31 protein-coding genes and 1 other annotated feature are annotated in these 26,380 nt (G+C 39.3%); of the genes, 10 read left to right on the forward strand and 21 right to left on the reverse strand.

From position 1 onward, the window contains the following. Positions 1-52: 52 nt before the first annotated feature. From plnE to E5260_RS15555, 3 genes are all read left to right on the forward strand, one after another. On the forward strand, positions 53-223 hold the full coding sequence (plnE, locus tag E5260_RS13550) for a two-peptide bacteriocin plantaricin EF subunit PlnE (RefSeq protein ID WP_003641985.1): 171 nt from the start codon (positions 53-55) through the stop codon (positions 221-223). Positions 224-247: 24 nt separating this feature from the next. Then, positions 248-406 carry a two-peptide bacteriocin plantaricin EF subunit PlnF gene (gene plnF / locus E5260_RS13555; protein ID WP_003643811.1) on the forward strand — a complete coding sequence of 53 codons (159 nt, stop codon included), beginning with the start codon at positions 248-250 and terminating at the stop codon, positions 404-406. Positions 407-777: 371 nt separating this feature from the next. Further along, positions 778-1,278, forward strand: coding sequence for a CPBP family intramembrane glutamic endopeptidase (locus E5260_RS15555; RefSeq protein WP_225351141.1), 501 nt, complete (start codon positions 778-780; stop codon positions 1,276-1,278). A gap of 304 nt (positions 1,279-1,582) precedes the next feature. On the opposite strand, the gene E5260_RS13565 is transcribed toward E5260_RS15555, so the two are convergent. The 8 genes from E5260_RS13565 to E5260_RS13600 form a co-directional block, all read right to left on the reverse strand. Beyond that, entirely contained in the window at positions 1,583-2,326 is a 744-nt protein-coding gene (locus tag E5260_RS13565; RefSeq protein WP_003641982.1) for a response regulator transcription factor, read from the reverse strand. Between the two features lie 118 nt (positions 2,327-2,444). Continuing rightward, the gene (locus E5260_RS13570) at positions 2,445-3,188 is read right to left on the reverse strand and encodes a LytTR family transcriptional regulator DNA-binding domain-containing protein (RefSeq protein WP_003641981.1); all 744 of its coding nucleotides are present in this window, start codon (positions 3,186-3,188) and stop codon (positions 2,445-2,447) included. Further along, the gene (locus tag E5260_RS13575; protein WP_225867873.1) at positions 3,189-4,361 is read right to left on the reverse strand and encodes a sensor histidine kinase; all 1,173 of its coding nucleotides are present in this window, start codon (positions 4,359-4,361) and stop codon (positions 3,189-3,191) included. A 346-nt stretch (positions 4,362-4,707) separates the two neighbouring features. Then, complete coding sequence (locus E5260_RS13580) at positions 4,708-4,854, reverse strand: bacteriocin (protein WP_003641979.1); 147 nt, start codon at positions 4,852-4,854, stop codon at positions 4,708-4,710. An 877-nt stretch (positions 4,855-5,731) separates the two neighbouring features. Beyond that, a complete protein-coding gene (locus E5260_RS13585; protein WP_003641977.1) occupies positions 5,732-6,478 on the reverse strand; it encodes a CPBP family intramembrane glutamic endopeptidase in 747 nt (248 codons plus the stop codon). Between the two features lie 30 nt (positions 6,479-6,508). Continuing rightward, complete coding sequence (locus E5260_RS13590) at positions 6,509-7,708, reverse strand: glycosyltransferase family 2 protein (protein ID WP_003641976.1); 1,200 nt, start codon at positions 7,706-7,708, stop codon at positions 6,509-6,511. 117 nt (positions 7,709-7,825) lie between these two features. Then, positions 7,826-7,993 carry a bacteriocin gene (locus E5260_RS13595; protein WP_003641975.1) on the reverse strand — a complete coding sequence of 56 codons (168 nt, stop codon included), beginning with the start codon at positions 7,991-7,993 and terminating at the stop codon, positions 7,826-7,828. A gap of 127 nt (positions 7,994-8,120) precedes the next feature. Further along, complete coding sequence (locus tag E5260_RS13600; RefSeq protein ID WP_003641974.1) at positions 8,121-8,321, reverse strand: bacteriocin immunity protein; 201 nt, start codon at positions 8,319-8,321, stop codon at positions 8,121-8,123. Between the two features lie 861 nt (positions 8,322-9,182). Between E5260_RS13600 and plnJ the strand changes: the two genes are divergently transcribed. The 3 genes from plnJ to E5260_RS13615 are packed head-to-tail and all read left to right on the forward strand — an operon-like array spanning position 9,183 to position 10,219. Then, positions 9,183-9,350, forward strand: coding sequence for a two-peptide bacteriocin plantaricin JK subunit PlnJ (gene plnJ / locus E5260_RS13605; RefSeq protein ID WP_003641973.1), 168 nt, complete (start codon positions 9,183-9,185; stop codon positions 9,348-9,350). A gap of 30 nt (positions 9,351-9,380) precedes the next feature. Next, positions 9,381-9,554: a two-peptide bacteriocin plantaricin JK subunit PlnK gene (gene plnK / locus E5260_RS13610; protein ID WP_003641972.1), complete on the forward strand. Its 174-nt coding sequence runs from the start codon at positions 9,381-9,383 to the stop codon at positions 9,552-9,554. Beyond that, positions 9,551-10,219 carry a bacteriocin immunity protein gene (locus tag E5260_RS13615; RefSeq protein WP_003641971.1) on the forward strand — a complete coding sequence of 223 codons (669 nt, stop codon included), beginning with the start codon at positions 9,551-9,553 and terminating at the stop codon, positions 10,217-10,219. The genes plnK and E5260_RS13615 overlap by 4 nt, the downstream gene beginning before the upstream one ends. A 411-nt stretch (positions 10,220-10,630) precedes the next feature. On the opposite strand, the gene E5260_RS13620 is transcribed toward E5260_RS13615, so the two are convergent. The 4 genes from E5260_RS13620 to E5260_RS13635 form a co-directional block, all read right to left on the reverse strand. Continuing rightward, the gene (locus E5260_RS13620) at positions 10,631-10,834 is read right to left on the reverse strand and encodes a hypothetical protein (RefSeq protein WP_003641969.1); all 204 of its coding nucleotides are present in this window, start codon (positions 10,832-10,834) and stop codon (positions 10,631-10,633) included. 384 nt (positions 10,835-11,218) lie between these two features. Beyond that, on the reverse strand, positions 11,219-12,403 hold the full coding sequence (locus E5260_RS13625) for a cation:proton antiporter (RefSeq protein ID WP_011100995.1): 1,185 nt from the start codon (positions 12,401-12,403) through the stop codon (positions 11,219-11,221). 44 nt (positions 12,404-12,447) lie between these two features. Then, on the reverse strand, positions 12,448-13,824 hold the full coding sequence (brnQ, locus tag E5260_RS13630) for a branched-chain amino acid transport system II carrier protein (RefSeq protein ID WP_011100994.1): 1,377 nt from the start codon (positions 13,822-13,824) through the stop codon (positions 12,448-12,450). 165 nt (positions 13,825-13,989) lie between these two features. Further along, positions 13,990-14,269 (reverse strand) — a binding site (T-box leader). Positions 14,270-14,349: 80 nt separating this feature from the next. Then, entirely contained in the window at positions 14,350-15,165 is an 816-nt protein-coding gene (locus E5260_RS13635; protein WP_003641966.1) for a Cof-type HAD-IIB family hydrolase, read from the reverse strand. 159 nt (positions 15,166-15,324) lie between these two features. Here E5260_RS13635 and E5260_RS13640 point away from each other — a divergent pair, with 159 nt between their 5' ends. The 4 genes from E5260_RS13640 (at position 15,325) to E5260_RS13655 (ending at position 18,838) form a co-directional block, all read left to right on the forward strand. Next, a complete protein-coding gene (locus E5260_RS13640; RefSeq protein WP_003641965.1) occupies positions 15,325-16,197 on the forward strand; it encodes a helix-turn-helix domain-containing protein in 873 nt (290 codons plus the stop codon). A gap of 70 nt (positions 16,198-16,267) precedes the next feature. Continuing rightward, positions 16,268-17,059: a Cof-type HAD-IIB family hydrolase gene (locus E5260_RS13645; protein ID WP_003641964.1), complete on the forward strand. Its 792-nt coding sequence runs from the start codon at positions 16,268-16,270 to the stop codon at positions 17,057-17,059. Between the two features lie 3 nt (positions 17,060-17,062). Beyond that, positions 17,063-18,217 (forward strand): MFS transporter, encoded by a 1,155-nt coding sequence (locus E5260_RS13650; protein WP_003641963.1) that lies wholly within the window; start codon positions 17,063-17,065, stop codon positions 18,215-18,217. Between the two features lie 3 nt (positions 18,218-18,220). Next, on the forward strand, positions 18,221-18,838 hold the full coding sequence (locus E5260_RS13655; RefSeq protein ID WP_003641962.1) for a sugar O-acetyltransferase: 618 nt from the start codon (positions 18,221-18,223) through the stop codon (positions 18,836-18,838). A 381-nt stretch (positions 18,839-19,219) separates the two neighbouring features. Here E5260_RS13655 and E5260_RS13660 read toward each other — a convergent pair whose 3' ends face one another. The 9 genes from E5260_RS13660 to E5260_RS13705 all read right to left on the reverse strand — a co-directional run bounded on the left by E5260_RS13660 (position 19,220) and on the right by E5260_RS13705 (position 26,380). Next, entirely contained in the window at positions 19,220-19,495 is a 276-nt protein-coding gene (locus E5260_RS13660; RefSeq protein WP_003641960.1) for a hypothetical protein, read from the reverse strand. Between the two features lie 1,270 nt (positions 19,496-20,765). Next, positions 20,766-21,173: an immunity 63 family protein gene (locus E5260_RS13665; RefSeq protein ID WP_003641956.1), complete on the reverse strand. Its 408-nt coding sequence runs from the start codon at positions 21,171-21,173 to the stop codon at positions 20,766-20,768. A gap of 76 nt (positions 21,174-21,249) precedes the next feature. Next, on the reverse strand, positions 21,250-21,396 hold the full coding sequence (locus E5260_RS15645; protein ID WP_114071742.1) for a glycohydrolase toxin TNT-related protein: 147 nt from the start codon (positions 21,394-21,396) through the stop codon (positions 21,250-21,252). Positions 21,397-21,598: 202 nt separating this feature from the next. Next, entirely contained in the window at positions 21,599-21,832 is a 234-nt protein-coding gene (locus E5260_RS13675) for a hypothetical protein (protein WP_134795243.1), read from the reverse strand. Between the two features lie 407 nt (positions 21,833-22,239). Beyond that, positions 22,240-22,626, reverse strand: a complete 387-nt coding sequence (locus E5260_RS13680; RefSeq protein ID WP_003641952.1) for a hypothetical protein — start codon at positions 22,624-22,626, stop codon at positions 22,240-22,242. A 379-nt stretch (positions 22,627-23,005) separates the two neighbouring features. Next, on the reverse strand, positions 23,006-23,284 hold the full coding sequence (locus E5260_RS13685) for a hypothetical protein (RefSeq protein ID WP_003641950.1): 279 nt from the start codon (positions 23,282-23,284) through the stop codon (positions 23,006-23,008). A 111-nt stretch (positions 23,285-23,395) separates the two neighbouring features. Continuing rightward, positions 23,396-23,659, reverse strand: a complete 264-nt coding sequence (locus E5260_RS13690) for a hypothetical protein (protein WP_003641949.1) — start codon at positions 23,657-23,659, stop codon at positions 23,396-23,398. A 43-nt stretch (positions 23,660-23,702) separates the two neighbouring features. Then, positions 23,703-24,620: a hypothetical protein gene (locus tag E5260_RS13695; protein WP_003641948.1), complete on the reverse strand. Its 918-nt coding sequence runs from the start codon at positions 24,618-24,620 to the stop codon at positions 23,703-23,705. Next, entirely contained in the window at positions 24,617-26,380 is a 1,764-nt protein-coding gene (locus tag E5260_RS13705; RefSeq protein ID WP_003641947.1) for a pre-toxin TG domain-containing protein, read from the reverse strand. The genes E5260_RS13695 and E5260_RS13705 overlap by 4 nt, the downstream gene beginning before the upstream one ends.

Below are 26,380 nucleotides of genomic sequence, written 5' to 3' on the forward strand. Positions count from 1 at the left end.
AATAAATTAAACTAAATTTGTTCCAAATAACATCATACAAGGGGGATTATTTATGCTACAGTTTGAGAAGTTACAATATTCCAGGTTGCCGCAAAAAAAGCTTGCCAAAATATCTGGTGGTTTTAATCGGGGCGGTTATAACTTTGGTAAAAGTGTTCGACATGTTGTTGATGCAATTGGTTCAGTTGCAGGCATTCGTGGTATTTTGAAAAGTATTCGTTAATTTTCTTGGGGGAGATCAACAATTATGAAAAAATTTCTAGTTTTGCGTGACCGTGAATTAAATGCTATTTCAGGTGGCGTTTTCCATGCCTATAGCGCGCGTGGCGTTCGGAATAATTATAAAAGTGCTGTTGGGCCTGCCGATTGGGTCATTAGCGCTGTCCGAGGATTCATCCACGGATAGTTCAAGCCATCAAGTTTAAGCACTATAAGAAAGCACTCGATTTATGACTGGGCCTGCAGTGCTCAGCCTTTTTAGTTTATATGGGGGGAATTTTAACTATGCCATTAATAAAAGTAATAATCACAGCTATTTACTACCTAATAGTGCTCTTTTTAATGAATCCTTTGACTGATATTATGGGAATAAAAGACGGACCCTTTCAATTCATATTAACTGAATCTATTATATTAATCGCGATAATCATTCTGAATAGGCGATATGTTAAGCAACCTATCCACTGGCTACCCGTTAATATCATGTCAATATTAAAGAAGAATAGTCTGCCTTTGAGCCTAGCAATAATATTTCTACTTATTTTCTTTCGAAACCACATGTATCAATTTTTAATCTCATTATTACTTTCGTTGATTGTAGCGATAACTGAAGAATACGCTTTTCGTGGCATGATATTCAGAACGCTTTTAGCACTAAACCTTAAAAAATTTGCCACATTGCAGGCCACCATCGCTTCGATGATGACTGCTTCGCTTATTTTTGCGGCTATGCATTTGGTCAACCTTTTATCACAGCCCGTATGGTCAGTATTGTGTCAGGTTCTCTATGTTATTGGGTTAGGTATTTTACTTGCAGCAATCTATTTAAAAACCGGAAGCTTACTGGCTGCCATTAGTGTCCATTGGTTGATAGATTTTTCTAGTTTCTATTCTCAAGGTATTGACCCAACTCAATCACCCATTAACGGGCCAATGGAAGCTCTTCTAAAGGGGCTCTTTCTAAATATTTTATTCATTGGCATTGCTACGTTTATCCTATCCTCTAAGCATTGGAAGTTATTGAGTATCCTAAATATTGAAGATAAAATAGACGAGTAATCATCCATTCTGAATTCCTATAAATTATTGTTTGCAGCACTACAATTTCAATTATCTCTGAAGTTTTGGGTTACGCTAAGAGCTAGTCATATCGCTAACTAAATTTCACGTCTTAACGCTATGCTAATATACTTTACGATCGAGTACTGTGCTTACTTTTTAGTCATTTTAATACTCATAAGATCACAATTAGAGCCCTACTCCAACTATCTTCAGCGCCTATATTATATAATCAGATTTCATATTCATAACAAAAGAGCCCTGTCAAATAACACTGACAGAAGCTCTAAATAATATTAAAAAACTAGTTGTCTCTCAACAACTTATTCAATTCCCGCGACTTTCTAAACGAAGCCTTACACCTAATTTCACCGTCGAGCAACAACTCTTTTTCTTTATAGTCAAAACTTCGCAAATGATTTAAATTTACCAGCGAGCTCTTATCGCATCGGAAAAATTGCGGATACTTTTCTTCGAGCGCATTTAAATTTCCTGGGAACTCAGCAACCTTATTAATAGCATGGAGTTGTACGCTGCCCGGACGCAGTTTAGATGTACTCAACAAAATCACATCATCTAATGCGAGTGAAAAGTATCGCGTTCCTAACTTATAGTTAAAAACATCTTTGCGCTGACTATTAGTCTTTTTTAATTCGTTCTGTACTACATTGATGTCCTTAATAATCCTTTGCGTAATTAGGTCAGCAGACTGGTCTTTCAAAATATAATCCAACGGTGCAATCCGCCGTTCCAGAGTTACAAACGATAGCTCATCGTGTGTTGTAATGAAAACTATTTTAGCCAATGGTATCGTTGCCCGAATTCGACTGGCTAATTCAAGTCCAGTCTGTTTGTCCTCACCAATTTCCATATCCAAAAAGAAAAGGCCATCTTGTTGTTGATTCAAATCTGCTAGAATTATTTTTTGATCATCCGTTGCAACCCTAAGCTCCATTGCAAACTCATTAATCATAATTGTATTATTGACGGTCTTACAATAATTATCTCTTTGCTCAGCATTATCCTCGTATAAATAAATTGGAAACAATCATTCTTCCTCCAAAATTGTCAAAAATATAATTGTTTGCTTGCTCTTACCATGAAAAGCAGTCTATCTCAAAACAAGATACTACGATTCATTGCCCTGGCTATAAAAGATAAGTTTCCTATTTCTTTTTCAATATTTTGTTAAGCTCCCGAGACTTTCTATACGAAACACTGCACTTAATGTTATCTATCATGGTAAGCTCTTTTTTTTGATAATCATAACTATCAACATAATCTATATTTACCAATGAACTTTTATCACACCTAAAAAATTGTGAGTATTTATTTTCAAAACTATTTAAATCACCTGGAAAATCTGCCACTTTATTTTTGGCAGTCAGCCTAATACTACCCGGTCGTTCTTTATTAGTGCTCAGCATAATAACATCATTAATAGGAACTGAAAAGAAACGCGTTCCGATTTTATAACCTAAAATATCCTTATGCTGCACAGTTTCTGTCTTGAGAATAGTTTGAGTTGCATCAATATCCTTAACTATTTTTTGCTTAATATCATCAAGGCCTTGTTCTTTCAAAATATAATCCAACGGTGCAATCCGCCGCTCCAGTGTCAAAAAAGATAACTCTTCATGAGTTGTAATAAATACAATTTGTGCACAAGGTAACTGCTGCCGAATTTCATCTGCTAAATTCAACCCGGCCTGAGTTTGTTCCCCAATTTCCATATCCAAGAAAAACAGCCCTTCTTTAGAATTCATAACATTATTCATTAACTCTTGTAAATCTCCTGTCGCCACCACCAACTGCATATCATATTCTTTAATCATGATTATATTCTTTATAATACTTATATACTCTACTCTTTGGGCCTCGTTATCTTCTAATAAATAAATTGGAAACACTTATTTATCCTCCGTAACAATTAACATCATTGTGACATAATTTTTCTTGGTTTCAATATCCATATAGAAACCCTTCTGCTGTTCAACAAGATCCCGCACATTAGTCAGACCTAAGCCACGATTACTACCCTTAGTTGAATAACCAGTTTCAAAAATCTGATGCTGATTAAAATCTGAATCGATAGGATTACTAATGGCAATTTCAGCGGTGTTATCAATTTCATTAAAAGCTACTGTCACTATTTTATCAGTCATTTTTTGGGCTTGCTCAATGGCATTATCCAATAAATTACCAATAATACGTACAGCCACTGTAACACCATGACTGAGAATAAAGTCAGTGTTAGCTATTTCAATCGTCAACTTAACCCCGCACTGTTTCGCATAAAAAAACTTCTGTACAACTAACCCGCGCAATATCTCATTCTTCAGATGCTGAACACTTGCAATGCTACCGTCATTTAGGCTTGCTCTGAATTCTCCGCTCTGGGTATAGTCGGTCAAATAATCCTTAATTTCACTTATATTATCTTGAGTATTTAAACTAGCAATTAGGTTCTTATAATCATGTTTAAATTTTCTTAATTCTAGATATTGATGCTCAACACTCTTAAGATAATCATTTAATTGCTTATTCTGCAATTTTTCAGCTGCTATCTTTTTTTGCCAAGCATATACTCTAATCGTTTCTAATGTTTGCCAACTAATAAGCCCAAGCATCAAAACAAATGTCAACAGTAAAGTTAGTTGAATTGTAGCTGTTACACCTTGAAAGTTGCTAATAAATAACAACATTTCTATTGATCCAAAGAAAGCTAACAATATAATGAATAGATGCCTATTTATTCTTTCGTCATCACTTATATCAAACGAGCCTGTGTATCGTCTCACCATTTTGTACACAAGATTGAACACCAAAAATCCGATAATATACATCACAATAATTTCAATACCAATGAATAAATCACCATACTCCGACAAGCCAGAAATTTTATCGGCATCTAAGTAGATATACAGAAATCCTCTACTTAAATAAGAAGCCAAAGCTAAAATTACTATCTGACTAGAAATCAACATTAAGAATACATTTAGATGATAATAATTTATTTTTGGTTGGCACTTTTCCTTAATAATTGCCCCCAAAACCAAAATTAGCGATGTAGTGTCATCCAAGATAGCTCCTACTAAGGACAGCACTAGTAATAAAATCAACGAATAAATGATTCTTTTAATGTTCGTATTACTGAAGATGAAGTTATATACCAAGATAATGCCAAGATAAATGAAAAACGATTGAATAACGCTATCGAAGATACTGATTTCAACCAAGCTACTACCTCTAAAGTATTTTTTATTCGATCATTATCTAACTATTCTAAAATAATGATTATTAGTTTACTTTATCAGCAAAATTATCATTTTATAGTCTTCTTTTCAAGTGTTGTGACTCTTTAAAAATGCCCCACCTTACGCCATCTATACGAAATATAACTTGAAAAACAGTTATTCAATAAATCAATTACCATCCCCATTTTTTAAACAGTTTCTTTACCTGTTTAATTGCAGTTGCCCCCATCTGCAAAGAATACGCACTACTCTTTCCACCTACTATTTTTTGCATTTCCTTATTACTAAGTTGCTTCATACCTTTAATTTGAATTTTCATAATAATCACCTCGCTTTTAGGATAATGTGTTTTTGAAGTACGGAGGAATTATTTCTATTAACGTACATTTTTTAAATTTAAACGTGAATCACCATGAAATTCCAACTATGCTATCAATCAATATTTGATGAATGTCAAAGTCACTATTTTGAATAGATCTTGATTACTTTGAACATACTTAGAGGATAAAATAACATTAACTTAAGTGTAGCGCTAAAGAATTCAAGATAAACTCCCATTAGTACTGTACTTAGATTAATATATTTTTCGTGAACAAGTTCAAATCATTTCCTCTAAGTAAATTTAAATAATGCCAAAAATACCGTTAATAATATTTATTTTCTCTTACTTGTAAAGGCTCTCAAAAATAAATAGATTGCAATTAATATCATTATCCACGGGCTAACCGCGGTATTGTACTTTAATAAAACATCTCCTACAAGACCAATCACAGCTAACACCCCTAGCCAAAAAGAATATGCTTTATAAAAATCGCGGTTCAATTTCATATTGTAGGATTTCATTTTAGTTCACTCCATTCTTAACAGCACAAATTCTCAATTTCATCATTAACTTAGTTTTAGACGAAAAATGATTAGAGATTGTAAATCAAAATACAACCAATTTAACAATTTATATTTATGAGTGCCTATAATAAACATTAAATTCCGACAGAAAAAATTTATTATCTCTAGGAACAGGGTTAGCACAATTTTGATTTTCAAAGCATCAATTAACAAAACACATTAAAAAATCAAATTAGGGAAATGCAATTTTTCAATCACATCCCCCTAGTAGATTTATAAATCATTAAAAATAACCACGTCACATAATTAAGTAATAATAAAATTGTATACTATTTATAGTCTTTCATAAATCACTTTTTCAATTTCCATAAATGTAATCCCTCAACTTGTAAAAATGTTATTATTCCAATTATTCCCACAACTATTAGATACGCCATTATTGCAGAAATTAATTGAGGGCGGGTAGGTGTAACAAGCTCAGAGGTTTCTTTCATTAAGAACAACGGTAAGTCATCTAAGAAATGTAACATAATTGTTAGCGACAAATTGTTAGTTTTTAAATATAAAGTTCCCCAAAGCAGACCACTTGCAAAAACAATCAGCATTTGAAGCATAACTATCGACCAGGGACTATTTACGATATTGACCAAGTGTGCCAACGCAAAACCTACACCGCTAATAACAATGGCCGTATATTGCTTGTTTTTTGTGAAAACTAAGCTTAACGGAATTAATAGGCCTCTGTACACACTTTCTTCTGCCAATGCAATAAATAGTACCGTCAGTATGATTCGTGCATCTATCAAGCGAAAAGACATTGAGCTAAGTGTGCTAAATCGAGTAAATAACAAAAATAAAATGCTCGGTATTAACTGGCATAATTGACTCAAAGGCTTCTTTAAGCTTAAAAAGCTTATCTTTATATGCCAGATATTTTGACTCAAAACTATTGCAACCAAAAAAATAATTAAATCCACTGTCATTTGTCCATACTTTTCGGAAATTATCGGACTAATTAGATATGGTAAAACTATCAACACGATAGGTACAAGAACAAAACAAATCGCAATTTTAGTTATTATATCGTTATTTTTCAATACAAAATCCCCACTTTAAGAACATCCTACTTAGGATTCTAAAATTTTCTTTTCATCATTCAATAATTCCTTGGCAATTGGATCGCTGATAGTTTTATAAACTGCTTTTGCCTGATCAAACTTTTCGACTAACAGTAAAAGTTTGATTACAACAGCGCTAAGTGCATCTTCGGACCCCTCTGATTCACTGTCAATAATATTAAAATCCGTATTGTTAGTAAAATCGATAATCTTTTTAAGCTCTCTCAAACTTGCTTGTTCTAAACTCGTAAAGAAAATAGTCATTTCTAAAACTATAAAAGTTACGTCATAGGGAAATTTCTTTTTACTAAACTTAATGTACTTACTGGCTAGTTCCATGTTTTCTGAATGCACTAGCTCAATGCAGTATCGTTCCAACAAGTAATTAAGATACTCACCTTGTTTCACATTATTTTCAGTGATATCACCATGAATATCTTTAAGAATCTCTTTTTTCAGCTTCTCTACATACTTGTCATGTTCAAACAGCCCTAATTGAATATCAATTGGTGAAATTAAGCTTGTCCAACGTGGATTATCAGGTTCTAAAGCAATGTTTTTTTTCAAGAGCATCGCATATCGTTGTTGCTTATTAAACTTTGCATATTCTCCCTTTGTTAATCCATTGTTCATGAGTTCTAAATCAGTGTCAATTTTCACTAATTTTTCTGTTCTTTTAGTTCTAGGTTCTTCATGCACATATCCAAAATAATAAAGGGTCTCCGTTTTCTTTACAAAACGTTCCGGACGAACATATGTTGGGCGATCCGGTTGCATCTGCTTTACTGTGCAAATTTTGTCTTGATTTGGGAATCTTTTATCAACTTCATATAAAAAGGATTTTATTTCTTCTGAATTATATTCTTTAGAAAATATTTCATCAGAATCTACAAACAAAACCCAAGTATCATTTGGAACAAAGGTTAGACATTTATTTCTCATGGCTGCATAATCTTCTTTCCAGTCTACATGCTTTATTAACACACTGTTATAATTACTTTCTACAATTGCAACAGTGTTATCGCTAGAGCCTGTATCAACCATTATTATTTGATCACAGATGTTCACAATTGATTCTAGCGTTTGCAGTATCCGCCTTTCTTGATTTTTAACCATTATTAATCCAATAATCGGTTCATAATCACACTGATGCTCCTTCAGCCTGAAATTGCTAAATGAAACATTTCCCCGTTCTTTAAATTTAATCATGATACAACACCGTCCCACCTAATTGTTCTTTCTGAATACAATCAAATAATGATGAACCAATCATTTCACTATTGACTAGTCCATCATTATTTTGCTAATTCCTAATAGCTGTTATTTTTAACCTAAACCATGCCATGCACTCGAAGTTCCCTCTGCTACCTTTCCCAGCAATGTAAGGCTCTTGTACCACCATGTCTTAGAATAGTTTTTTCCACCTTCAACGGTAGTCAAATCTTTTTCTGCCATTTCGATACCTAACCCGGCAATTTTATCTAAACTTTTCATAATTGCATTTCCTCCTTAAAGCATTCAACTTTTGATAAACATCTAAGTCCCGTTTGCATTTCACGATATACATTTGAAATGCAACTTTAAATTTTCCATTTCAAACATCCCCCTTCAGTGAATATCATCAAATCGCATTAAATGCCAATGCAATTCCAAACGCAACCATCAAAATACCAAAAGATAATCCTGACCAGACACCCAACGCAATAAAGGGTGAAGTACTTTTGTTGCCAACCTGCTTTACCTGTTTAAATGCTAAATAGGCAGTATAAATTTGCCAAATAGCAAAACATATAATAATAAATCCTGTAATTCTTTCAAGCATCTTCCCACTGCTTTCTAAACAACAATTATTTTTAATATAGACTCACACACAAGAAATCGCTTTCATTCAATTCAATCGAACTGCTTGATATCACTCTCTCTACGCTTTTAATATACCGCTTAGTCGAATCATTGTACGATATTTTTATAAACGTAATATTTTTAGATATTATCGTACAATAATTCATCGATACCACGAAAATAGACGTTTAACCAACAATTAAAGTCAACACGCAAAGATTCCAGTCTAGCTTCGCCATTCAATCTCCTAGGCTCAAAATTATGGTATCCAAGCGGCCATTAATTTCCGCCAAAATCTAGGTGTTGAATTTTCTTCTCCAGTCCGATGTGTTGTGCCCATCTGACCGGCAAGATGAATAGCTTTTTTATAACCGGTGTATGAGAGATCATGTTAGAACCGACTAAGCAATTACCATGACGCCTGAGCCCATTTAACTTCGCGCCCAGACCACCACACCGCAAAACTAACGAAATACCAACGACTTGATTTGCGAACACATTTCCAAAAAAGAACTACTTTAAACGACCTCAACAATCAAGGAATTATCACATTAGTCATAGATTTAAATAATCGCCACGTAAGAGCTTGAAATGAAAAAGGCCAAGTGAAGTTTTCTTTGGTAAAATATTGCACTTAATTTAACAATTCGTCATAGCAAAAATAATCCCATTAATGTTATGGGATCGTCAGACATTCAACTTTCAAGTTACGTTAAATCGATTAAATAGTACGATAACAAATTTAAAATAATTTTTTTTAAATTGTAGCGTATATTAATAAGTGCATTAAAAATACGTAGCGCATAGAACCATTTTTAACTGCTACAGTAAAGGGAGAGGTATGACTGTGAACAAAATGATTAAGGATTTGGATGTAGTAGATGCATTTGCACCTATTTCTAATAATAAGTTGAACGGGGTTGTTGGGGGAGGCGCTTGGAAAAATTTCTGGTCTAGTTTAAGAAAAGGATTTTATGATGGCGAAGCTGGCAGAGCAATCCGTCGTTAATAAATGGACTTAAATTAAGGAGCGTATATTATGAAAATTAAATTAACTGTTTTAAATGAATTTGAAGAATTAACTGCTGACGCTGAAAAGAATATTTCTGGTGGCCGTCGGAGTCGTAAAAATGGAATTGGATACGCTATTGGTTATGCGTTTGGCGCGGTTGAACGGGCCGTGCTTGGTGGTTCAAGGGATTATAATAAGTGATAGAAATTGATTTCAAAGAAAAATATTACCCGCTAGTGTTAGTGCTCTTTGTGGCTGGTTATATGGGTGCGATCTTTCTTAATATTTATTTTGATTGGTTAGCAATGCTTACAGCCGGAATAATTAGTTTAGTCATGCTATATGGTTTTTCTAACTTAAAACTGTTTTTTCAACCGTTACCCTCGCCAAAGTGGCGCATAGTAGTTAAGTATGTGCTTTTATTGCTTGTTCTGGAAGTCACTGCGATTGTGGTTATAGCTATCATTAATTCGCATGCTTTATTGTCATTTCACAATACAACATTGACAACTAGTTCAACTGGGCGAGATTATCCTTTAATTGAAAGAGTATGGATAGCCTTCACGCTACTAGTATCACTAGTTGGTGAGGAAGTCGGAATGGCCTCTATTTCACTTCCGTTGATTCGCTTATTATCGCAAACACAACTAAAAAAATATGCGTGGCCGATTATCAATGTATTGGGGTGCATCGTATTTGCGTGTCTGCACCTTCCACATTATCATTTCAACTGGATTTATCCTTTAATCGTCGGTATTACGCGTTATCCAATAACTGCTTCATGGCGATCTGCCAATACTTTACGGAGCGGCATCTATGTCCATTGGATCTCAGACGCCGTTTTAATTATTGGCACATTAATTTAAATATAAAAGGTAAGGCACACGTTAATGCTCAATAAAACAATAAACATAATTAAGAAATACCCAGTGAGAAGCTTGCTGGTAGCGCTTATTGTCGTTTTCGCAATCTATGTGATTAGTGATCCTTCAATCATTAGCTCATTTAATCAAGGGCTTAGTGATGGGGCTGCTGGGCGATAGCGGATTATAAATGATTATTCAAAGCTAGAAAGAAAAATACGAGTAAGTTTGCTATAGTCCCCTTAAGGTAAAAGCATCATTCATCTGTCGATTTAATCGGGGTTGATGTAAGACTGACGTTTACTTTTTCATCCTATGAAAAAATAGCCCAAAATCTCCTAACGAGGTTTTGGGCTATTTTGGCGAATAAATCTGCCATTATTTTGTTTTTCAAAAATTTAAACATAACCTATTCTAGGCATGTCTACCTGTGCAAAATTTCATATAAGGGGCCTTAATATATGCTGTTTCAGTATTATTTTTATGAACAGCTACAAAGCCATTACTATCTGGAAAGTCTATTTTAATAGTCCCTTCTTTACCTACTTTATATTCATAGACATTACTATCTAAAAGTTTCGAACCATTAGAAAATTCAAAAGATATAATTTCTTCCATATTTATCAAGCTCCTTCTGATATCACCTATCCACCAATTATAGCTTTCGGAACCAACGTCGTCTTCTTTTTATAATAGTTACTCCCCACCATATCCTTACCATCCGTTACCTTTTTCATTTTAGCATAATCCAAGATTCTTCAGTCAATTCTTAATTACCTTCCACACTTTTAATATAACGCCTACCCGATTTATTGGACGATATTTCTACAACCGTCATATTTTTAGCTATTCTCGTACAACCCACCACCAACACCACGACAGTAAGTCAACTCACTAATGTACCACCCTCGCTCATTCCGTTAAATCACACAGGTTCAAAAAAACGCCGTAGTCCATACTACGGCGTCCAAGCGGCTCTTAACTTCCGCCCAATCTATGTGGTTAATGCTCTTCTATGATGCTATGTGTTGCAGTCACCTGACCGGCACGATGAATGGCATTCTTTAAGACGAACGGGGCAATCATCGTCACCACAATGATGACCAAAATAATATCCGAATAGTAATCGTTTGATAGTAAGTGCGCTGAAAACCCAATTTGTGCCGTTATCAATGCCATTTCACCACGCGAAATCATACCGGCACCGACTAAGTAATTACTATGGCGACTGAACCCATTTAACTTCGCGCCCAGTCCACAACCCCACAACTTAGTTAACACACCGAGCACCGTCATGACCACGATGAACGGTAGCGATTGCCAGACCCCTTTGAACGTCATATTTAAACCCACACTGACGAAGAATAATGGAATAAACGTCGTGTAGCCCACTGGTTCAATACTAACGTCCACCACGTGTTGGTAATCAGTTTGTGCAATTGCGACTCCGGCGAAGAAAGCACCTATAGCACCACTCAAGCCCACTAGTTCTGCCAACCATGCCAACGCTAAACAAATAATAATCGCCATAATAGTTGGACTGGCAGCCATCAACAGATGATCACTCAAGCGCATCAGATACGGGGCAACCCACTTAATCACGATGAAGACCCCTATGAAGAAGCCAACCTGTTCCAAGAGCACGATACCGAGATTAGTCTGGGCAACGCCACTCTGACCACCCATCATTGCAATCATGATACTCAACAGAATCACCCCGATAATGTCGTCAGCGACCGCTGCCCCTAGAATCGTGGCTCCTTCCTTAGTATCCAACACTTTAAATTCCTTTAGTACCTCCACGGAAATCGAAACCGACGTGGCTGAAAAGATGACACCGATAAACAGTGATTCAAACCAGCTAAACTGAAAGAAGCGACTCGCAAGCCCCATAATAACGACTGGAAAGATCACTCCAATAATAGCCACAATAATGGCAGGGCGTAAATACTTACGTAAAAGTGCTAAGTTGCTTTCCAGTCCACCGATAAACATCAGTACCACGACCCCAATATCTGAGAACGTTTGAACTAAAGTCGTTAAATGGACCCAGTTAAGTAGTGCCGGCCCTAATATCACCCCGACCAGAATCTCACCAATCACGGCAGGAATCCCCGCACGGTGAGCAAAGTGCCCAGCGAGGGTTGTCGCCAAAATCAACAAACAAAGTATTCCCAAAAAATCCATGTGCTCACCCATCCATCAAAAGTCTTACCATCTATCATACACCTTTAGTCCTGGCTCATCTTGTAAGCATGGGCGTTCTGGAAGCGGCGCGCATAGTGCCAGCCCAAGCCGATCAGTAGACCAATAATGGCGGGAAGTGCCCAATCAAATCCTAGTTTAGCTAATGGTAAGTAGCGTTGATCCCATGCAAGAATCGTTTGAACCCATCCTAACCGAGTAATCAGGGCTGGTGCAGCACCTAGACCATCAATGAACGCTGGAATCAAAGTTAACGCCGTCGTCCATCGATAAACGAGCGGATCACGATGAAATAGCGGTGAGGCAATCGCTAAGATAATCAGTGTAATCGCCAACGGATACAGGAACATCAGCATCGGCGTCGACCATGCAATAATTTGATCCAACCCAATATTAGCGATGAGAAATGAGGCCCCACAGGCCAAGCGGTTCCAAGCGCGATAACTGATTTTAGGAAATTTAGCGTGCAAGGCTTCCGCAAACGACGTCGCCAAACCCACTGCCGTTGTCAGACACGTCAAGGTCGCCATAATCGCTAAAACAATCGCACCCGGCGTGCCCATAAAAGCATTGGCAATCTGACCAAAGGCAATGCCACCATCCGCAGACAACTTAAATTGCGATAACGACGTCGCGCCAATCCAGATCAGGCCAAGATAAATGACTGCTTCTAAACTAATACTCAACAAACTAGACTTGGCGGCCGTCTTAGCAATCGCTCCGGCATCCCGTTGACCAAGGCCCCGAATCGTGGTGACAACTGCAATTCCGAACAACAAGGCAGCTAACGCATCCATCGTATTATACCCTTGCAAAAAGCCGTTCAAGAACGCGCCGTGTTGGTAGGCCGCGGTCGGTGTCGCATTCGTGGTCCCTAACGGCCGGCTGAAGGCAATCCCAAAAATTAAGGCGAGCAAAATCAGAAAAGCTGGGTTTAACAATTTACCGATCGTATCGACGATCCGGGTGGGCCTACGAGCTGCCCAGTAAGTGATACTGAAGAAAATCAATGAGTAAGCTAATAAATACCACTGTGCCTGTGCCGAACTCACATGGCTAGCGATGCCAATTTGAAACGGCGTAGTGGCTGTCCGCGGCGTCGCGAACAAGGGTCCCAAAGTCGCACAAGTCAGTACCATAAAAATCGTCGCGTAGCGTTTACCAATTGGCCGCGCTAGCTCATAAATCCCACTACTGTGCGTCACACTGATGGCGATAATTCCTAACAGTGGCAATAGTGTCCCTGTCAGCAAGAATCCCCAACCAGCTGTCAACCAATTGGCCCCCGCTAGCTGCCCTAAGTGAATTGGGAAAATCAAGTTGCCAGCCCCAAAAAACATCCCAAAGAGCATTGATCCAATAATGATGTAATGTTTGATTGTTAATTTTCGCGTTATTTGCATAGTCGTCTCTCCTCCGTTAAGCGTCGTTCTCATCAACCAGTTTGAACAATCACTAGTAAGAGCACTCGATACAAACCACCATCACTACTTGTTAAGCGCATTGTCTCCATCCTCTCAACTGCCATGGGACTAAAAAAGCGTCCTTACAAAATCATCAATTGATTTTGTAAGGACGCTAACGCGTGGTACCACCTTAATTCGTCACGAACCGCAGCTCGTCACCTTTGCGCGTACGGCCAATTACCAACACCGATGACGGGTTTCCCCAAACAGTAATGTTAACTGACGATACGTTGGCCCGTTAATGGGGGCACCCAGCTAACACTCCAGCTCGTCGCATTAGCAGTTCTCAGGCTACTTTCCAGCCAGGCTCACCACCGCTTCACACCATCCAGCGGCTCGCTTAAGATTACCCTGACTTTACTCTCCTGATCATCACGTTTAGTCTCATTTATTTTTAATATTTGCAATCATAAACTCATTGCGTAGTCTTGTCAACTGTTTCGCTAAAAATAATCATCCGAGTTAATCCGATAATGCCCACTGCCGAATCGCAGCTGCGACCCCGTTCGCATCATTAGTAGCCGTCACGTGATCAGCGTGTGCCTTAGCAATATCACTGCCATTGCCCATCGCGACAGCTGTTCCGGCGAAAGCAAACATTGGCAGATCATTCTGTTCGTCTCCCAGTGCCATCACTTCGTCCGGTTGTATTTCCAGAGCTGCCGCTAAATCCTGAACTGCCTGCCCCTTGTTGACACCAGTATGCATCAGTTCCAAGAAGTTAGTTGCCGCACGTACCACGTACAGGTCCCGACCAAAAGTCGTCTTAACTTGCGCTTCTACGGCATCGAGTTGCGGGCCTTCACCTACAAAGACCCCCTTGGCAATTTGAAAATCAGCTGGTAAATCGTCAGGGTCTCGAATCAACAGCCCAGCTTTGTTTTCCCACGCCTGTACAACTGTGACCCAGTTAACATCGCGGTCAGCTGTATAGATCGTACTGTCCGCATCGAGCACGTTAAAGGGCACGTGATGTTGTTTTCCAAACGCGGTTAATTGCCGATAGTGCGCATTATCCACTAAATGTTTGGCGACGATCCGGCCAGCAATGCTCTCGATTACAGCACCGTTATACGTAATCACGTACTGGTCATCACCAGCAAGGCCTAACGCATCTAAATAATGTTGCGCCCCAGCAAGTGGCCGGCCGGTACACAAAACCACCTTAATCCCTTGGTCGTGGGCTTCCTTAACTGCCGCAATCGTACTTGGTAATAATTGCCCCTTTGAATCCAGAAGCGTGTCATCAATATCAATCGCAATTAATTTAATTGTCATGGGTTTTCGTTCCTTTCAACTGCGAATACGGTTACAATTAAGTCATGCCACCGCTCATCGCGAACTATAATTCTAATATAGCATAGCGCGTCAGCCATCAAGGTTGATTTTTGAAAGGAAGCGGTGCGATTTTACAAAATCTTGAAGCGAGGTTTAGTGATGAAAATCTTACACGAGACGGTCCAGACAATTCCCCGCCTCCCCTTTAAATATTACGAACATGATCCATTGACTGATATCAACGTTGCCCCACACTGGCACCAAGGGATTGAGTTAAATTATCTCGTCAGCGGTACGACCTTAAAATTCGTCACCGATGGACAGACGAATGAATATCGGCCTGGTGACCTTTGGACTACTAATCGACGCGTGGTTCACAGCGCTAGTGGGCCCACCGAAGTTGACTGGGTAGAGTTCGGCATCATCATTGACGACGATTTCTTACAAACTCAAATTCCGGCAAGTGCGAACTGGCAATTGACATTGAACGGCGCGGCCTCATCGAAAACTCACCCACAAGCCTACGCCGATGTCCGCCAACAATTAGTCACGATTCACGACCTGTTGACGACCCCCACGACCGATCTGCTGAGATTACAAATTCTCAGCCACTTTTACCAGTTACTTGTCACTCTGGGTCAAACGTTTACCGTTCCTCTGACTGCAACAACGGTCAGCCCTAACTTGACATTAACGGATACGGTCATGACTGCCATCAATCAACATTACGCTGAGCCCATCGATGGTAATACCCTTGCCGAGCAATTTCACGTTTCGTTGACCACTTTGAATCAGCAATTCAATGCAAACGTTCAACTATCCGTTAACCGATACTTACGACTGATCCGATTGATGAACGCCCGTCGCCTCCTGTTAGAGACCGACCATAAGATTGAATATATTGCCATGCAATGCGGCTTTCCGAATAGTAAGACGTTCAATCGGAATTTTAAATCTTGGAAGGGTATGACGCCTACTGACTATCGTCAAGCCTATGCCCGGTATCACCGAATTGATACTAGTTGCCTCTAAAAATGTCCCTTCGTGATCTGAATTTCGTGGTAAGCTACGGCTATCAATTAAACGACGGGAGATTTTAACCATGATTAAATTAATGGCAACTGATATGGATGGCAGCTTTTTGCGTGACGACATGACTTACGACGAAGCTCAATTTGCACTGCTTTATCAACAATTACAACTACGGGGCGTACGGTTCGTGATTGCAAGCGGCAATCAATATTTCCAACTCAAGTCCTTCTTCAAGGACTATCCTGAGATGATCTACCTTGCTGAAAATGGGGCTTATATCCGCGATGCCGACCACGTTTACGCACTTAACGCCTTTCAGCCAGACGCAATCCAGACGATTCTGAATAAGATTCAAACCATCCCGGATTTAAAGCTACTGGTTTGCGGTGCCAAAAGTGCCTACACCCTAACGACCACTAATCCTGAGCACGTGGCGCAAATGCGACATTATTATCATCACTTAGCCGTCGTTGAAAGTTACGACCAGCTTGATGATGACATTATGAAGTTCGCCATCACATGTCCACCAGAACGCACCACAGCGATTGTGACGCAACTACGCGAGTTACTGACGGGTATCGCCGAACCAACCAGCAGTGGTCATGGCGACATCGACATTATCCAACCCGGCATGAATAAGGCGGCTGGCTTAGCGCAACTCGGACAGGTTCTCGGAATCGACCTCGCAGACATGGCTGCATTTGGCGATGGGGGCAATGACCTAGAAATGCTCCGGGAGGTCGGCTGCGGCGTTGCCATGGCGAATGCTCAACCAGCCGTGACAGCCTTAGCCAACGCCACGACAGGTACAAACCAAGAACAAGGCGTCTTACAGTGGATCAAAAACTGGTTGGAGGCGTAAGCCATGCAGCCACGGTTGACCACCACCATCAGTATTCTTAGCCTCTCCACTGTAACAGGCATCACTACCGTTATTACAGGAATCATTCCCCAGCTCAAACGGACCTTTCCCACCGTCCCGACTACGCTGATTGAATGGCTCGTCACCATCGCCAACTGTAGCGCATTGATTACTTTGTTACTCAACCCCCGATTAACAAGCCGGTGGGGATTACGGCCAATCGTGATTAGTGGACTCTTGATCAGCGCCATCATGGGACTGATTCCCGCTATCACGACTAACTTTACCGTAATCATGGTCAGTCGGCTCGGATTAGGATTAGGCGTCGGCCTCTTTTCACCACATGCCATCAGTTTGTTGACCCACAGCTTTACAGGTGATTTACGGGCCCGACTGTTAGGTTACCAGACGGGCCTCTCAGCCCTAGGTAACGCGATATTGCTAGGATTAGCAGGCCTGCTGATCAGTCTCAGTTGGCATGCCGTCTTTTGGCTATACGGGCTACTGGTGATTGTTGCTGGGGGCGTGGCGTGGTTCGTACCGGAACCCACTGTTCCATCAACAACGACTAATCACGCACGCACTGAAAAGACACAACTACCACGGCACCAGTGGACGTTACTAGGACTTACCTTTATCACCTATCTACTCATCTGGGGCGTTCAATTAAAGCTGCCGAGTTACTTTAGCGCCCGTCATTTTGGTAACGCTGCCACTATCAACTTAACCTTAGCAGCCATGAACATCGGTGGCTTGCTGGCTGGTCTCACCTTTGGCTATCTATACCGCTATTTACACCGGTTCACCTTAACCTTAGGCTATGCCGGAGCAGCTATTTCAGTCTTAGTATTATGGTTGGCATCCAATGCAACTGTGGCTATTGGCGCTGCCGTATTTTTCAACTTTATTTACTCGTACACCGGGCCATATTTGGTCTTCACTAGCAATACTGGCCTGGATACCATTCAAGTCAACGTCCTGAGTAGCTACCTGACGATTGCCACCATTATCAGCGCTTTCTTTGCGCCACTGGTCTGGAACAGTCTCGGCCAACTTGGGCCGCAGACGCTCACCGCCAACGTTCTCATTTGGATTATGCTCATTTTAGGTGGCTTAGCCTTGATTACCGGCAGCCATCATCCACGAAAGGAAGTTTAATTAATGACCAATAATAACGATCGTCTTCATACTGGCGAACTCTACTTACCTAACGACCCTGAACTTGAAAAACGCCAATTTGGCTATCTCGATCAGCTCTATGATTTCAACCAAACTCGGCCCAGCGAACTAACCAAGCGCCAAATTCTACTTAGCAAGATGTTCGCAGAAATCGGCCCGAAGTGTTACATCGAACCACCGTTTCACAGTAACTTTGGTGGGCACCATGTCCACTTTGGCAAGGGGGTTTACGCCAATTTTAACCTAACACTGGTAGATGATACCCATATTTACGTTGGCGACTATACGATGTTCGGCCCCAACGTGACAATTGCAACCGCGGGCCATCCGATTTTGCCATCATTGCGCGAACAAGCTTATCAGTACAATATGCCAGTTCATATCGGCCGTAACTGTTGGTTCGGCGCAGGTGCCATCGTACTACCCGGTATTACGATTGGCGACAATGTCGTCGTTGGCGCTGGTAGCATCGTGACCAAAGACTTACCTGATAACGTCGTCGCCGTGGGGAATCCCGCCCATATCTTGCGACACATTAATGATCACGACCGTCTGTACTACTTTAAAGACCGCCAGATTGATCCTAGCTTGTTAAATTAGTGGTTTCAAAAAATCAGTCCATCGCATTCTCTGCCTTTATCACGGCAGAATACGACGGACTGATTTTTAATATGCATCAAAATAATTAATTCTCGTTCATTTTTTGCCAACACCTTAGCAACGTTGATCGTTGGCAACGCCACAGTTGGGTATTCATTTGATAACTGCTATCCTCAACAACATAGCCTTAAGTTTAGAACTGCCATTACGCTGCCTCGCTCTGTTTTCCGGCATTCGTGGCAATTTCAGCACTGCTCTTAGATGTTTTTTTGAAAAGCCTTGATTGCTGCATTAATTAGATAGATTTTGGTACCCATCACTTGTAAGTACCTAAGAAGCCCAAAACGCGTGCTTCATCAGCGTTCTGAACCTTTAACCAACTTATTTTGTTTTCTGCCTATTAAATCGTTGTCGTCCCCAAACAAACAACAGGACATAGATAACGGTAATCACCAAATTACCAACTAAACTGGTTATCAGTTCTCGAACGCCTTCACCCAGTACTAACACAAAGACTAATCGGACGATAAAATACCCAACTGGTATAACACTACCGACTATATTCGACTTGTTACGCTTCCCTAAAATATAGCTCCAATAACCCAAGCCAATTGTGATTACCGCCGTAATCAATCCAATTACAATAAATACCAGCATGTATTATTTCCTCTCTCATAACTCAACTTGTCTAAGATTTTCTATAAAATAACCGAACCTACTGTCTGATTCTTGATTGTTTTATTCTTCATTATCAAGTATAAAGAATATTTTCTTCTCCCCATATAAAATTCAAAACTACTATTGCTAGTAATGACAGCCTCATATTCGAACTCATATATGTTAATAATAGGGTTAGCTTTGGATATGCTTCCATATAAAAATAAAATCACCGTTTTGAATATCATTGTATAGAAGTAACTGTTACATTTACAATGTTCCTACTAACTGAATTGATTTTAATTTCAATAAAAAGATTATTCCTTATTAATAAATCTATTCAAGATGCTTTGAATCACCAACCACAGCAAATATCTGGTTATCAAGCAGGCATAGATATTCTACCAAGTCTTGATTAAATCGATCATTGTTTAAGAATAGGTCGAGCGTTCGCCCTCCAAAGATGCTAGCAGTTTTGTTCCAGCTTTCCTACATTTGTTCCATTCACTAGCATCTTTAAGTGCTTCTTCACACCAAAGCGCCTTATTCTTACTCATATCCTCTAATTTTTCATCAATGCTCAGGAACTGCTAATACTGTTTTGTAGTTATCCAAGCATTTTCAAATAATTTCTTTGCATAATTTAATGTAATATCAGAAAAATCCGAAGCTAGTTCATCAGCGACCGAAAAACCTTTTAATTGTTTTATCTGATTCTCTGGAGACATTGAAAACTATTGAAGATTCTCGATAACCCTGTCATATAACATTGTCAACTTTTCTACGTCTTCAGTCATCATTTCACAACCTTCCCATTCGTATAAATCCTAATAATTCCATGTTCTGGAGAAGAAACTTTATAATAAGGTGAATCGCCATGGTGACCACCAGGGTGATATTGAATATACCTTGAGCTTCCTTTAATTTCTTCTGGAGGATTCATACTAAATCTTCTACCATTATTTTATTTTTCGCGACTTTACTTAAGAAGTAACCAATATTCAGCAATCATCCACTTTGTGCGCTCTTACTCAACACAAGAATATGGTACCAACGAGAACTAGAATCAATTAATTGGGGAGCTCATACTCAAAGATTATTCGTTGTTTTCTGACCATTATTAGTTCTCAAGCTATCCTAAACACCTCGAGCCAGTAGCTACATCAAATTCTTAGTTACTAATTAGCAATAAGATTGCTACCAGACTTTGATTAACTAGATTACTTGCTTAGTCTGAAAGTGTTGTACTTGATCTGGCAGTTCAGAATACCTATAAAGGGGATGTTTTCAATATTTCACTAATTTCTATTTCTCCAGCTTTCTTATAGTTTTCACCTACTATACTTAACAGACTTAATTTTTTATCAAAAATAATTTTTCTTTGACTTTGATTTGGTAAAATATGCGTTCTCATATATCTTATTGCTAACGTATCTGTAATAGAACTAATAACCCAATATGTTATTTCAAAAAGATTATCGGTCACATTATGCTTATTTTCTGTTCCTCGCTCACTATACACAAAATGGTATCGCTGACCATCCGAATAAATATAAAAACCATCTTCACTTCCATGCTTGTTTTCCAAGAAATTGTATTCTTTAATATTAATATTTCCCAGCCTGGAAACTCTTTCTAATATATAAATTTTCAAATCTTCCGTTGATAGTTTAAACATTACACCACTCCTATTTTGTTATTAACTCAATATATCCTCCCTTAACAAGTTCTTCAATAGACATAGAAAGTTTGCTTTAAATTCCCCCACTTGGCATACCAAACCAAGGCACAACTTTTGCTCGTTCAACATTTGGAATTTTCTTAATTACTCTATATACAGAGGTATCTGTCCCAGGTTTCAGAGAAAGTTTTTCTGAAGGCGTCCCAGTCGTCCCCGACATAGATAACGGTAATCACTAAATTACCGACTAAACTGGTTATCAGTTCTCGAATGCCGTCATCGAGTACCAGTGCAAAGACTAACCGGACGATAAAATACCAACACGTGTTGTTTTCTCCCACACAACTCAACCAATCTAAACTTTTCTATAAAATAACCGATACTCGGTAATTAGTCCTCGTCGAATATCGGTTTAGTCCACATTACTTATTAGCCAGGCACTTCCCCCAAGCAGATAAACCATAGTAAGCCAAACTGAATAACAAGCTACCAACTAATGACGATACTAGGCCATGTGTCGTAGTTTGTATCATCACAGCTAAGATTGCTCGAACGGCAAAGTAAGCTACTGGAATAATGACATCTACTAAATTAGTTTGGGTCCTTTTTCTCAACCAATAACTCCATAATCCTAATCCCAGCGTAATTCCTATGATGACTGCTCAAAAAATGATAATCATTGTCATTTTTTACTATTTTCGAATACCTTTACGAGGTCCAACATCACCTTTTCCATTGCCATACCCATCACTGTCTTATCCAGCAAATCATGGATATGGTCCAGAACATTTAAAAGCTGCAAATTTCGATAATAGCTAAGAATTTTCAGACTTGTCATAAGTGATTAGCACAATGGTATACCATACTAATCGTGAAACACGGGACTAACCAAAGCCACAGTTGAACCAGAAACTCATACCCAAGGACCAATCGATGCGCTCCTGAACCATCACTGGTCTTCAAGTTATCCAAAACCATCTGGAATGGGCTAATCAGCTAAAATCCTGATTAAGAACGAGTTGAAAGTATTGTACTTGATTTAATAACTCAGTGATTCCTGTTTTTAAAATGGATCTTTATTTATTATTTCAACTTTAAGACCTTTACTAGCAATAATTATTGGTGCTGTGTCAAAATCTTCAGCATTAATCTTAAATATATAATTTCCTCCTTCTACTTGGTATTTATCGATAATTTCCCACATTTCTTTACCTGCCGCCAACTCTATAAATGGCTTAGAATTATTTAAGTTCCAATACAGCAAACTAGACAGATAATAAGTTTTCCCGAAATCAATGTTAATGGCAAACTCATCATATGAAGTATCTATTCTACCTGCTACAACAATATCTCCACCATCCACACTAGCAAATTCAAAATCCATCCATAAACATTTTTTTAAATAATTGTTAACCTTTAATATTTCTGAATTGATTTCTTCTATATTCATATTTCTCTACTCTTTCTCTATTTACCGACAGGGATATGGGTATTCTTAGCAGCTTTAGGATTAAATCTGAACTAGACTACCACCTTTATTGAACTTTATTTAGTACGCTCTCATACCACCAATTCTCATCAACATCCATATGTTCTACCTCACTTCTTTGCTTTCCTGAGACAGGCACAGAGTTCAGGGATGTCCAAGCCACACCTGCTAAGCATAAACACTTCTTACCGGTAACGGCAACTTTCCCCGTAATCATGGTATAAATATCATTATACCTAACTAGATTCGTCAAAAACGAAATGATGCCTTTATTAATACCGGTAACAGTCTAAAAAGTCCAGAACGCATGCTTCATCAACGTTCTGGATCTTCAACCGAACTATTTTGTTTGCTTTTGCCTATTGAGTCGTTGTCGTCCCCAAACAAACAACAGGACATAGATAACGGTAATCACTAAATTACCAACTAAACTAGTTATCAGTTCTCGAACACCTTCACCCAGTACTAGCACAAAAACTAACCGGACGATAAAATAACCAACTGGTATGACACTACCAACTAAATTCGACTTGTTACGCTTCCCTAAAATATAGCTCCAATAACCCAAGCCAATTGTGATTACCGCCGTAATCAATCCAATTACAATAAATACCAGCATGTATTATTTCCTCTCTCATAACTCAACTTGTCTAAGATTTTCTATAAAATAACCGATACTCGGCATTTAATCCTTGTCGAATATCGGTCATCTCAATCTGACTAATTTATGTTACTTATTAGCCCGGTGCTTCCCCCAAACAAATAAACCATAGTAAATCAAACTGAATAACAAGCTACCGACTAATGACGATACTAGGCCATGTGTTGTAGTTTGTGTCATCCAAGCTAAGATTGCTCGAACGACAAAATAAGCTACTGGAATAATGGTGCCAACAAGATTAGATTGATTCCTTTTTCCCAGTAAATAACTCCAGTATCCCAAACCTAGGGTAACCGCCAACAAAAATAATCCAATAACCACAATAACTAGCACTAACTTACCCTCCAAAATGATTGTCTTTTAATGACATTGATACTTACTCCATTACTTGATGAACTGCCGTTAACCAATTCTGCCAAACCTCAGTCTGAACACGTTGGCTGTGTGGCAGATACGCTGCCTTCCAGAGATTACAACTCAATTTACGTACAGGATGCGTATGCAGTGCATTGTCCGGAAATTCAATTTCAAAGTAATCCCTTACCATTAAGAAGGCCTTCAAAATATCTAATAGCTTTTTATTACCAGAGCATCTCAAAAACTTCCCCTTCCAATAGCGATATTCTTCATTATTTTCACTGATAGCTCTATTTTGCTGCAAAAAATTACCCAATTCACTATCATCACTAACCTGATAATAATGCTGTAAAAATTTCACAAACGCATAATACGACTGTGTCAAGTCCACCTTTTCCAGACTGGGCCCCATCGGAATTTCTGGTCGTGGCGCTGGCAAAACCTTGGCAATTGGAAATTGATTTTGCCGAAAACCCTTTTCCTTTGGATTAGGCAATGATTGCCCCGTTTTAAGAAAGGGCGATTCATTGACTGGCACAACATTAGGATTCGTAATCCAATTAACAGCTGCGACCCAATTTTGCCACACGGGTTCCTGATTTCGTTGAGATTCTGTCATCTCACAAATTATTCTAATGTTATACGTCAAGCTTCCTGATACTGGTGTCGTTGCTGCGATATCCGGCAAATACTCATTCACAAACTGCTTGACAGCTTGAAAACTCTCAAACACAGTGTGATTTTCGTTGCTCACGTCGCTAAAGAACGCGTGCCAGTCTTCCGCAATTGCTTGATCAAACAATTCACCATCGTCACTCCAAAGTGTGACACTCCCCAATAGACTTCCAAGATCATCATCTTTGCTTGCCCAATAATAAGAGTCCAAAAACTCAGACATTGAAAAGTAACTTTCCTGTTCACTCAATCTTTTTGTCAAGGTAATTTCACTCCATTCTTGATATACCAAGAAACTTTATGCATTCCATCTTTCATAACAGGAACTGGTCGGCTGTTAATACCACCATCAGTTATTTTACCATCACGGACTCTAACCCAAATTTGCTTATTATCTTTGATAGTCTCTGCATACCAGTCATTACCATGGATATCCATACGTTTAAAATTAGATTTACGCTGCGCTACCCTAAGCAAAGTATCATCATGTTCCTGTGACCAGTTTGGAAAATGCCCCTCTGTATTTTTGTAAATATGGTTCCTTATAGTCTTACTTTCATCGTCTTTGTCAAAGTGAACTTTTCCAATTCTATTTTTTAACTTAGCTTTTGCTTTAGATAATTTTGTACCGGCACGATGGGTTGCCTCATGCTTTGCTTGACCTGTTGCTCGGACATTTTTCACATGCTTGGCTGCCTTCTCTCGCTCAAGCTTAGCTTTTGCTTTGGATAACTGTGTGCCAGCGCGATGGGTTGCCTCATGCTTTGCTTGACCTGTTGCTCGGACATTTTTTGCATGTTTGACTTTTTTAGTTTTACGAGCCTTCTCAGCTGCCTTTTTCGCAGCCTTTTTGGCGGGCTTTCGTTTAGCTAGCTTCTCAGCCGCCCGCTTCATCGCCAGTTTAGTTGCTCGAGCGGCCCGTTTGATCCGGCCACCATTCTTCGCAACTTTCTCGGCCTTCTTAGCAGTTGCCAGAACCTTCGCGGCCTTTGCTAACTTAGCGACTTTCGAGACAGGCACAAAGTTCAAGGCTGTCCAAGCCGCTCCTACTAACCGCGAGCGCTTCTTACCGGTAGCGGCATCTTTTCCCGTAATCATGGTATAAATATCATTATACCCAACTAGATCCGTCAAAAGCGAAATGATGCCTTTACTGATACCGGTCTTACGACTAAGCGTGGCAATTACAGCACTACCTTTGGATGCATGCTTTTTCGAAGATTTTTTCTTGTTAGACTTGCCGTGCTTCTTAGATGATTTCTTCTTACTGGATTTACCATGCTTCTTGGAAGATTTCTTCTTATTGGACTTGCCGTGCTTCTTGGAAGATTTCTTCTTGTGCGACTTGCCATGTTTCTTGGAAGACTTTTTCTTATTGGACTTACCATACTTCTTAGAAGACTTCTTCTTGTGCGACTTGCCGTGTTTCTTGGAAGACTTCTTCTTATTGGACTTGCCGTGCTTCTTGGAAGACTTCTTCTTATTGGACTTGCCATGCTTCTTAGAAGACTTCTTCTTGTGCGACTTGCCATGCTTCTTGGCCGCTTTCTTCTTGTGCGGCTTCTTATGTTTCTTGGCCGCTTTCTTCTTGTGCGACTTCTTATGTTTCTTGGCCGCTTTCTTCTTGTGCGACTTCTTATGTTTCTTGGCCGCTTTCTTCTTGTGTGACTTTTTGTGCTTCTTGACCGCTTTCTTTTTATGGGCCTTCTTATGTTTCTTAGCGGCCTTCTTCTTATGCGACTTTTTATGACGCTTTGGCGTTTTTTTCTTATGCCTTACCGCAACTTTCCGCCGATGCGGTGCTTTACGGTGGACGACTCTGCGCTTAGCTTTGCGATGTGCACGATGAGACTTCTTGGCGTGACCACTAGCGCTATGTCGCACCTTATGCTTCCGAGTGTGGGTCACACCACGGCGATGTGCGGAGACTGTGTCGACCGAGCTGGAAAAAGCCGTGAAAACTAGAACAAACACCATTAGGCCAATGAGGATTTTTTTAAGAACCTGGCGTAATTTTATCAT

The sequence above is a fragment of the Lactiplantibacillus plantarum genome, from assembly GCF_014131735.1.
GTDB classification, from domain to species: domain Bacteria; phylum Bacillota; class Bacilli; order Lactobacillales; family Lactobacillaceae; genus Lactiplantibacillus; species Lactiplantibacillus plantarum.

What these genes read in the sequence shown, in the direction of transcription:
- plnJ (WP_003641973.1), top strand. Translation starts at nt 9,183, where the DNA reads ATGACTGTGAACAAAATGATTAAGGATTTGGATGTAGTAGATGCATTT.
- E5260_RS13590 (WP_003641976.1), bottom strand. Translation starts at nt 7,708, where the DNA reads ATGATTAAATTTAAAGAACGGGGAAATGTTTCATTTAGCAATTTCAGG.
- E5260_RS13650 (WP_003641963.1), top strand. Translation starts at nt 17,063, where the DNA reads ATGCAGCCACGGTTGACCACCACCATCAGTATTCTTAGCCTCTCCACT.
- E5260_RS15645 (WP_114071742.1), bottom strand. Translation starts at nt 21,396, where the DNA reads ATGTCGGGGACGACTGGGACGCCTTCAGAAAAACTTTCTCTGAAACCT.
- E5260_RS13595 (WP_003641975.1), bottom strand. Translation starts at nt 7,993, where the DNA reads ATGAAAAGTTTAGATAAAATTGCCGGGTTAGGTATCGAAATGGCAGAA.
- E5260_RS13620 (WP_003641969.1), bottom strand. Translation starts at nt 10,834, where the DNA reads ATGGAAGAAATTATATCTTTTGAATTTTCTAATGGTTCGAAACTTTTA.
- plnK (WP_003641972.1), top strand. Translation starts at nt 9,381, where the DNA reads ATGAAAATTAAATTAACTGTTTTAAATGAATTTGAAGAATTAACTGCT.
- plnF (WP_003643811.1), top strand. Translation starts at nt 248, where the DNA reads ATGAAAAAATTTCTAGTTTTGCGTGACCGTGAATTAAATGCTATTTCA.
- brnQ (WP_011100994.1), bottom strand. Translation starts at nt 13,824, where the DNA reads ATGCAAATAACGCGAAAATTAACAATCAAACATTACATCATTATTGGA.
- E5260_RS13685 (WP_003641950.1), bottom strand. Translation starts at nt 23,284, where the DNA reads ATGCTGGTATTTATTGTAATTGGATTGATTACGGCGGTAATCACAATT.
- E5260_RS13660 (WP_003641960.1), bottom strand. Translation starts at nt 19,495, where the DNA reads ATGCTGGTATTTATTGTAATTGGATTGATTACGGCGGTAATCACAATT.
- E5260_RS13680 (WP_003641952.1), bottom strand. Translation starts at nt 22,626, where the DNA reads ATGAATATAGAAGAAATCAATTCAGAAATATTAAAGGTTAACAATTAT.
- E5260_RS13640 (WP_003641965.1), top strand. Translation starts at nt 15,325, where the DNA reads ATGAAAATCTTACACGAGACGGTCCAGACAATTCCCCGCCTCCCCTTT.
- E5260_RS13635 (WP_003641966.1), bottom strand. Translation starts at nt 15,165, where the DNA reads ATGACAATTAAATTAATTGCGATTGATATTGATGACACGCTTCTGGAT.
- E5260_RS13705 (WP_003641947.1), bottom strand. Translation starts at nt 26,380, where the DNA reads ATGATAAAATTACGCCAGGTTCTTAAAAAAATCCTCATTGGCCTAATG.
- E5260_RS13665 (WP_003641956.1), bottom strand. Translation starts at nt 21,173, where the DNA reads ATGTTTAAACTATCAACGGAAGATTTGAAAATTTATATATTAGAAAGA.
- E5260_RS13625 (WP_011100995.1), bottom strand. Translation starts at nt 12,403, where the DNA reads ATGGATTTTTTGGGAATACTTTGTTTGTTGATTTTGGCGACAACCCTC.
- E5260_RS13600 (WP_003641974.1), bottom strand. Translation starts at nt 8,321, where the DNA reads ATGCTTGAAAGAATTACAGGATTTATTATTATATGTTTTGCTATTTGG.
- plnE (WP_003641985.1), top strand. Translation starts at nt 53, where the DNA reads ATGCTACAGTTTGAGAAGTTACAATATTCCAGGTTGCCGCAAAAAAAG.
- E5260_RS15555 (WP_225351141.1), top strand. Translation starts at nt 778, where the DNA reads ATGTATCAATTTTTAATCTCATTATTACTTTCGTTGATTGTAGCGATA.
- E5260_RS13580 (WP_003641979.1), bottom strand. Translation starts at nt 4,854, where the DNA reads ATGAAAATTCAAATTAAAGGTATGAAGCAACTTAGTAATAAGGAAATG.
- E5260_RS13645 (WP_003641964.1), top strand. Translation starts at nt 16,268, where the DNA reads ATGATTAAATTAATGGCAACTGATATGGATGGCAGCTTTTTGCGTGAC.
- E5260_RS13655 (WP_003641962.1), top strand. Translation starts at nt 18,221, where the DNA reads ATGACCAATAATAACGATCGTCTTCATACTGGCGAACTCTACTTACCT.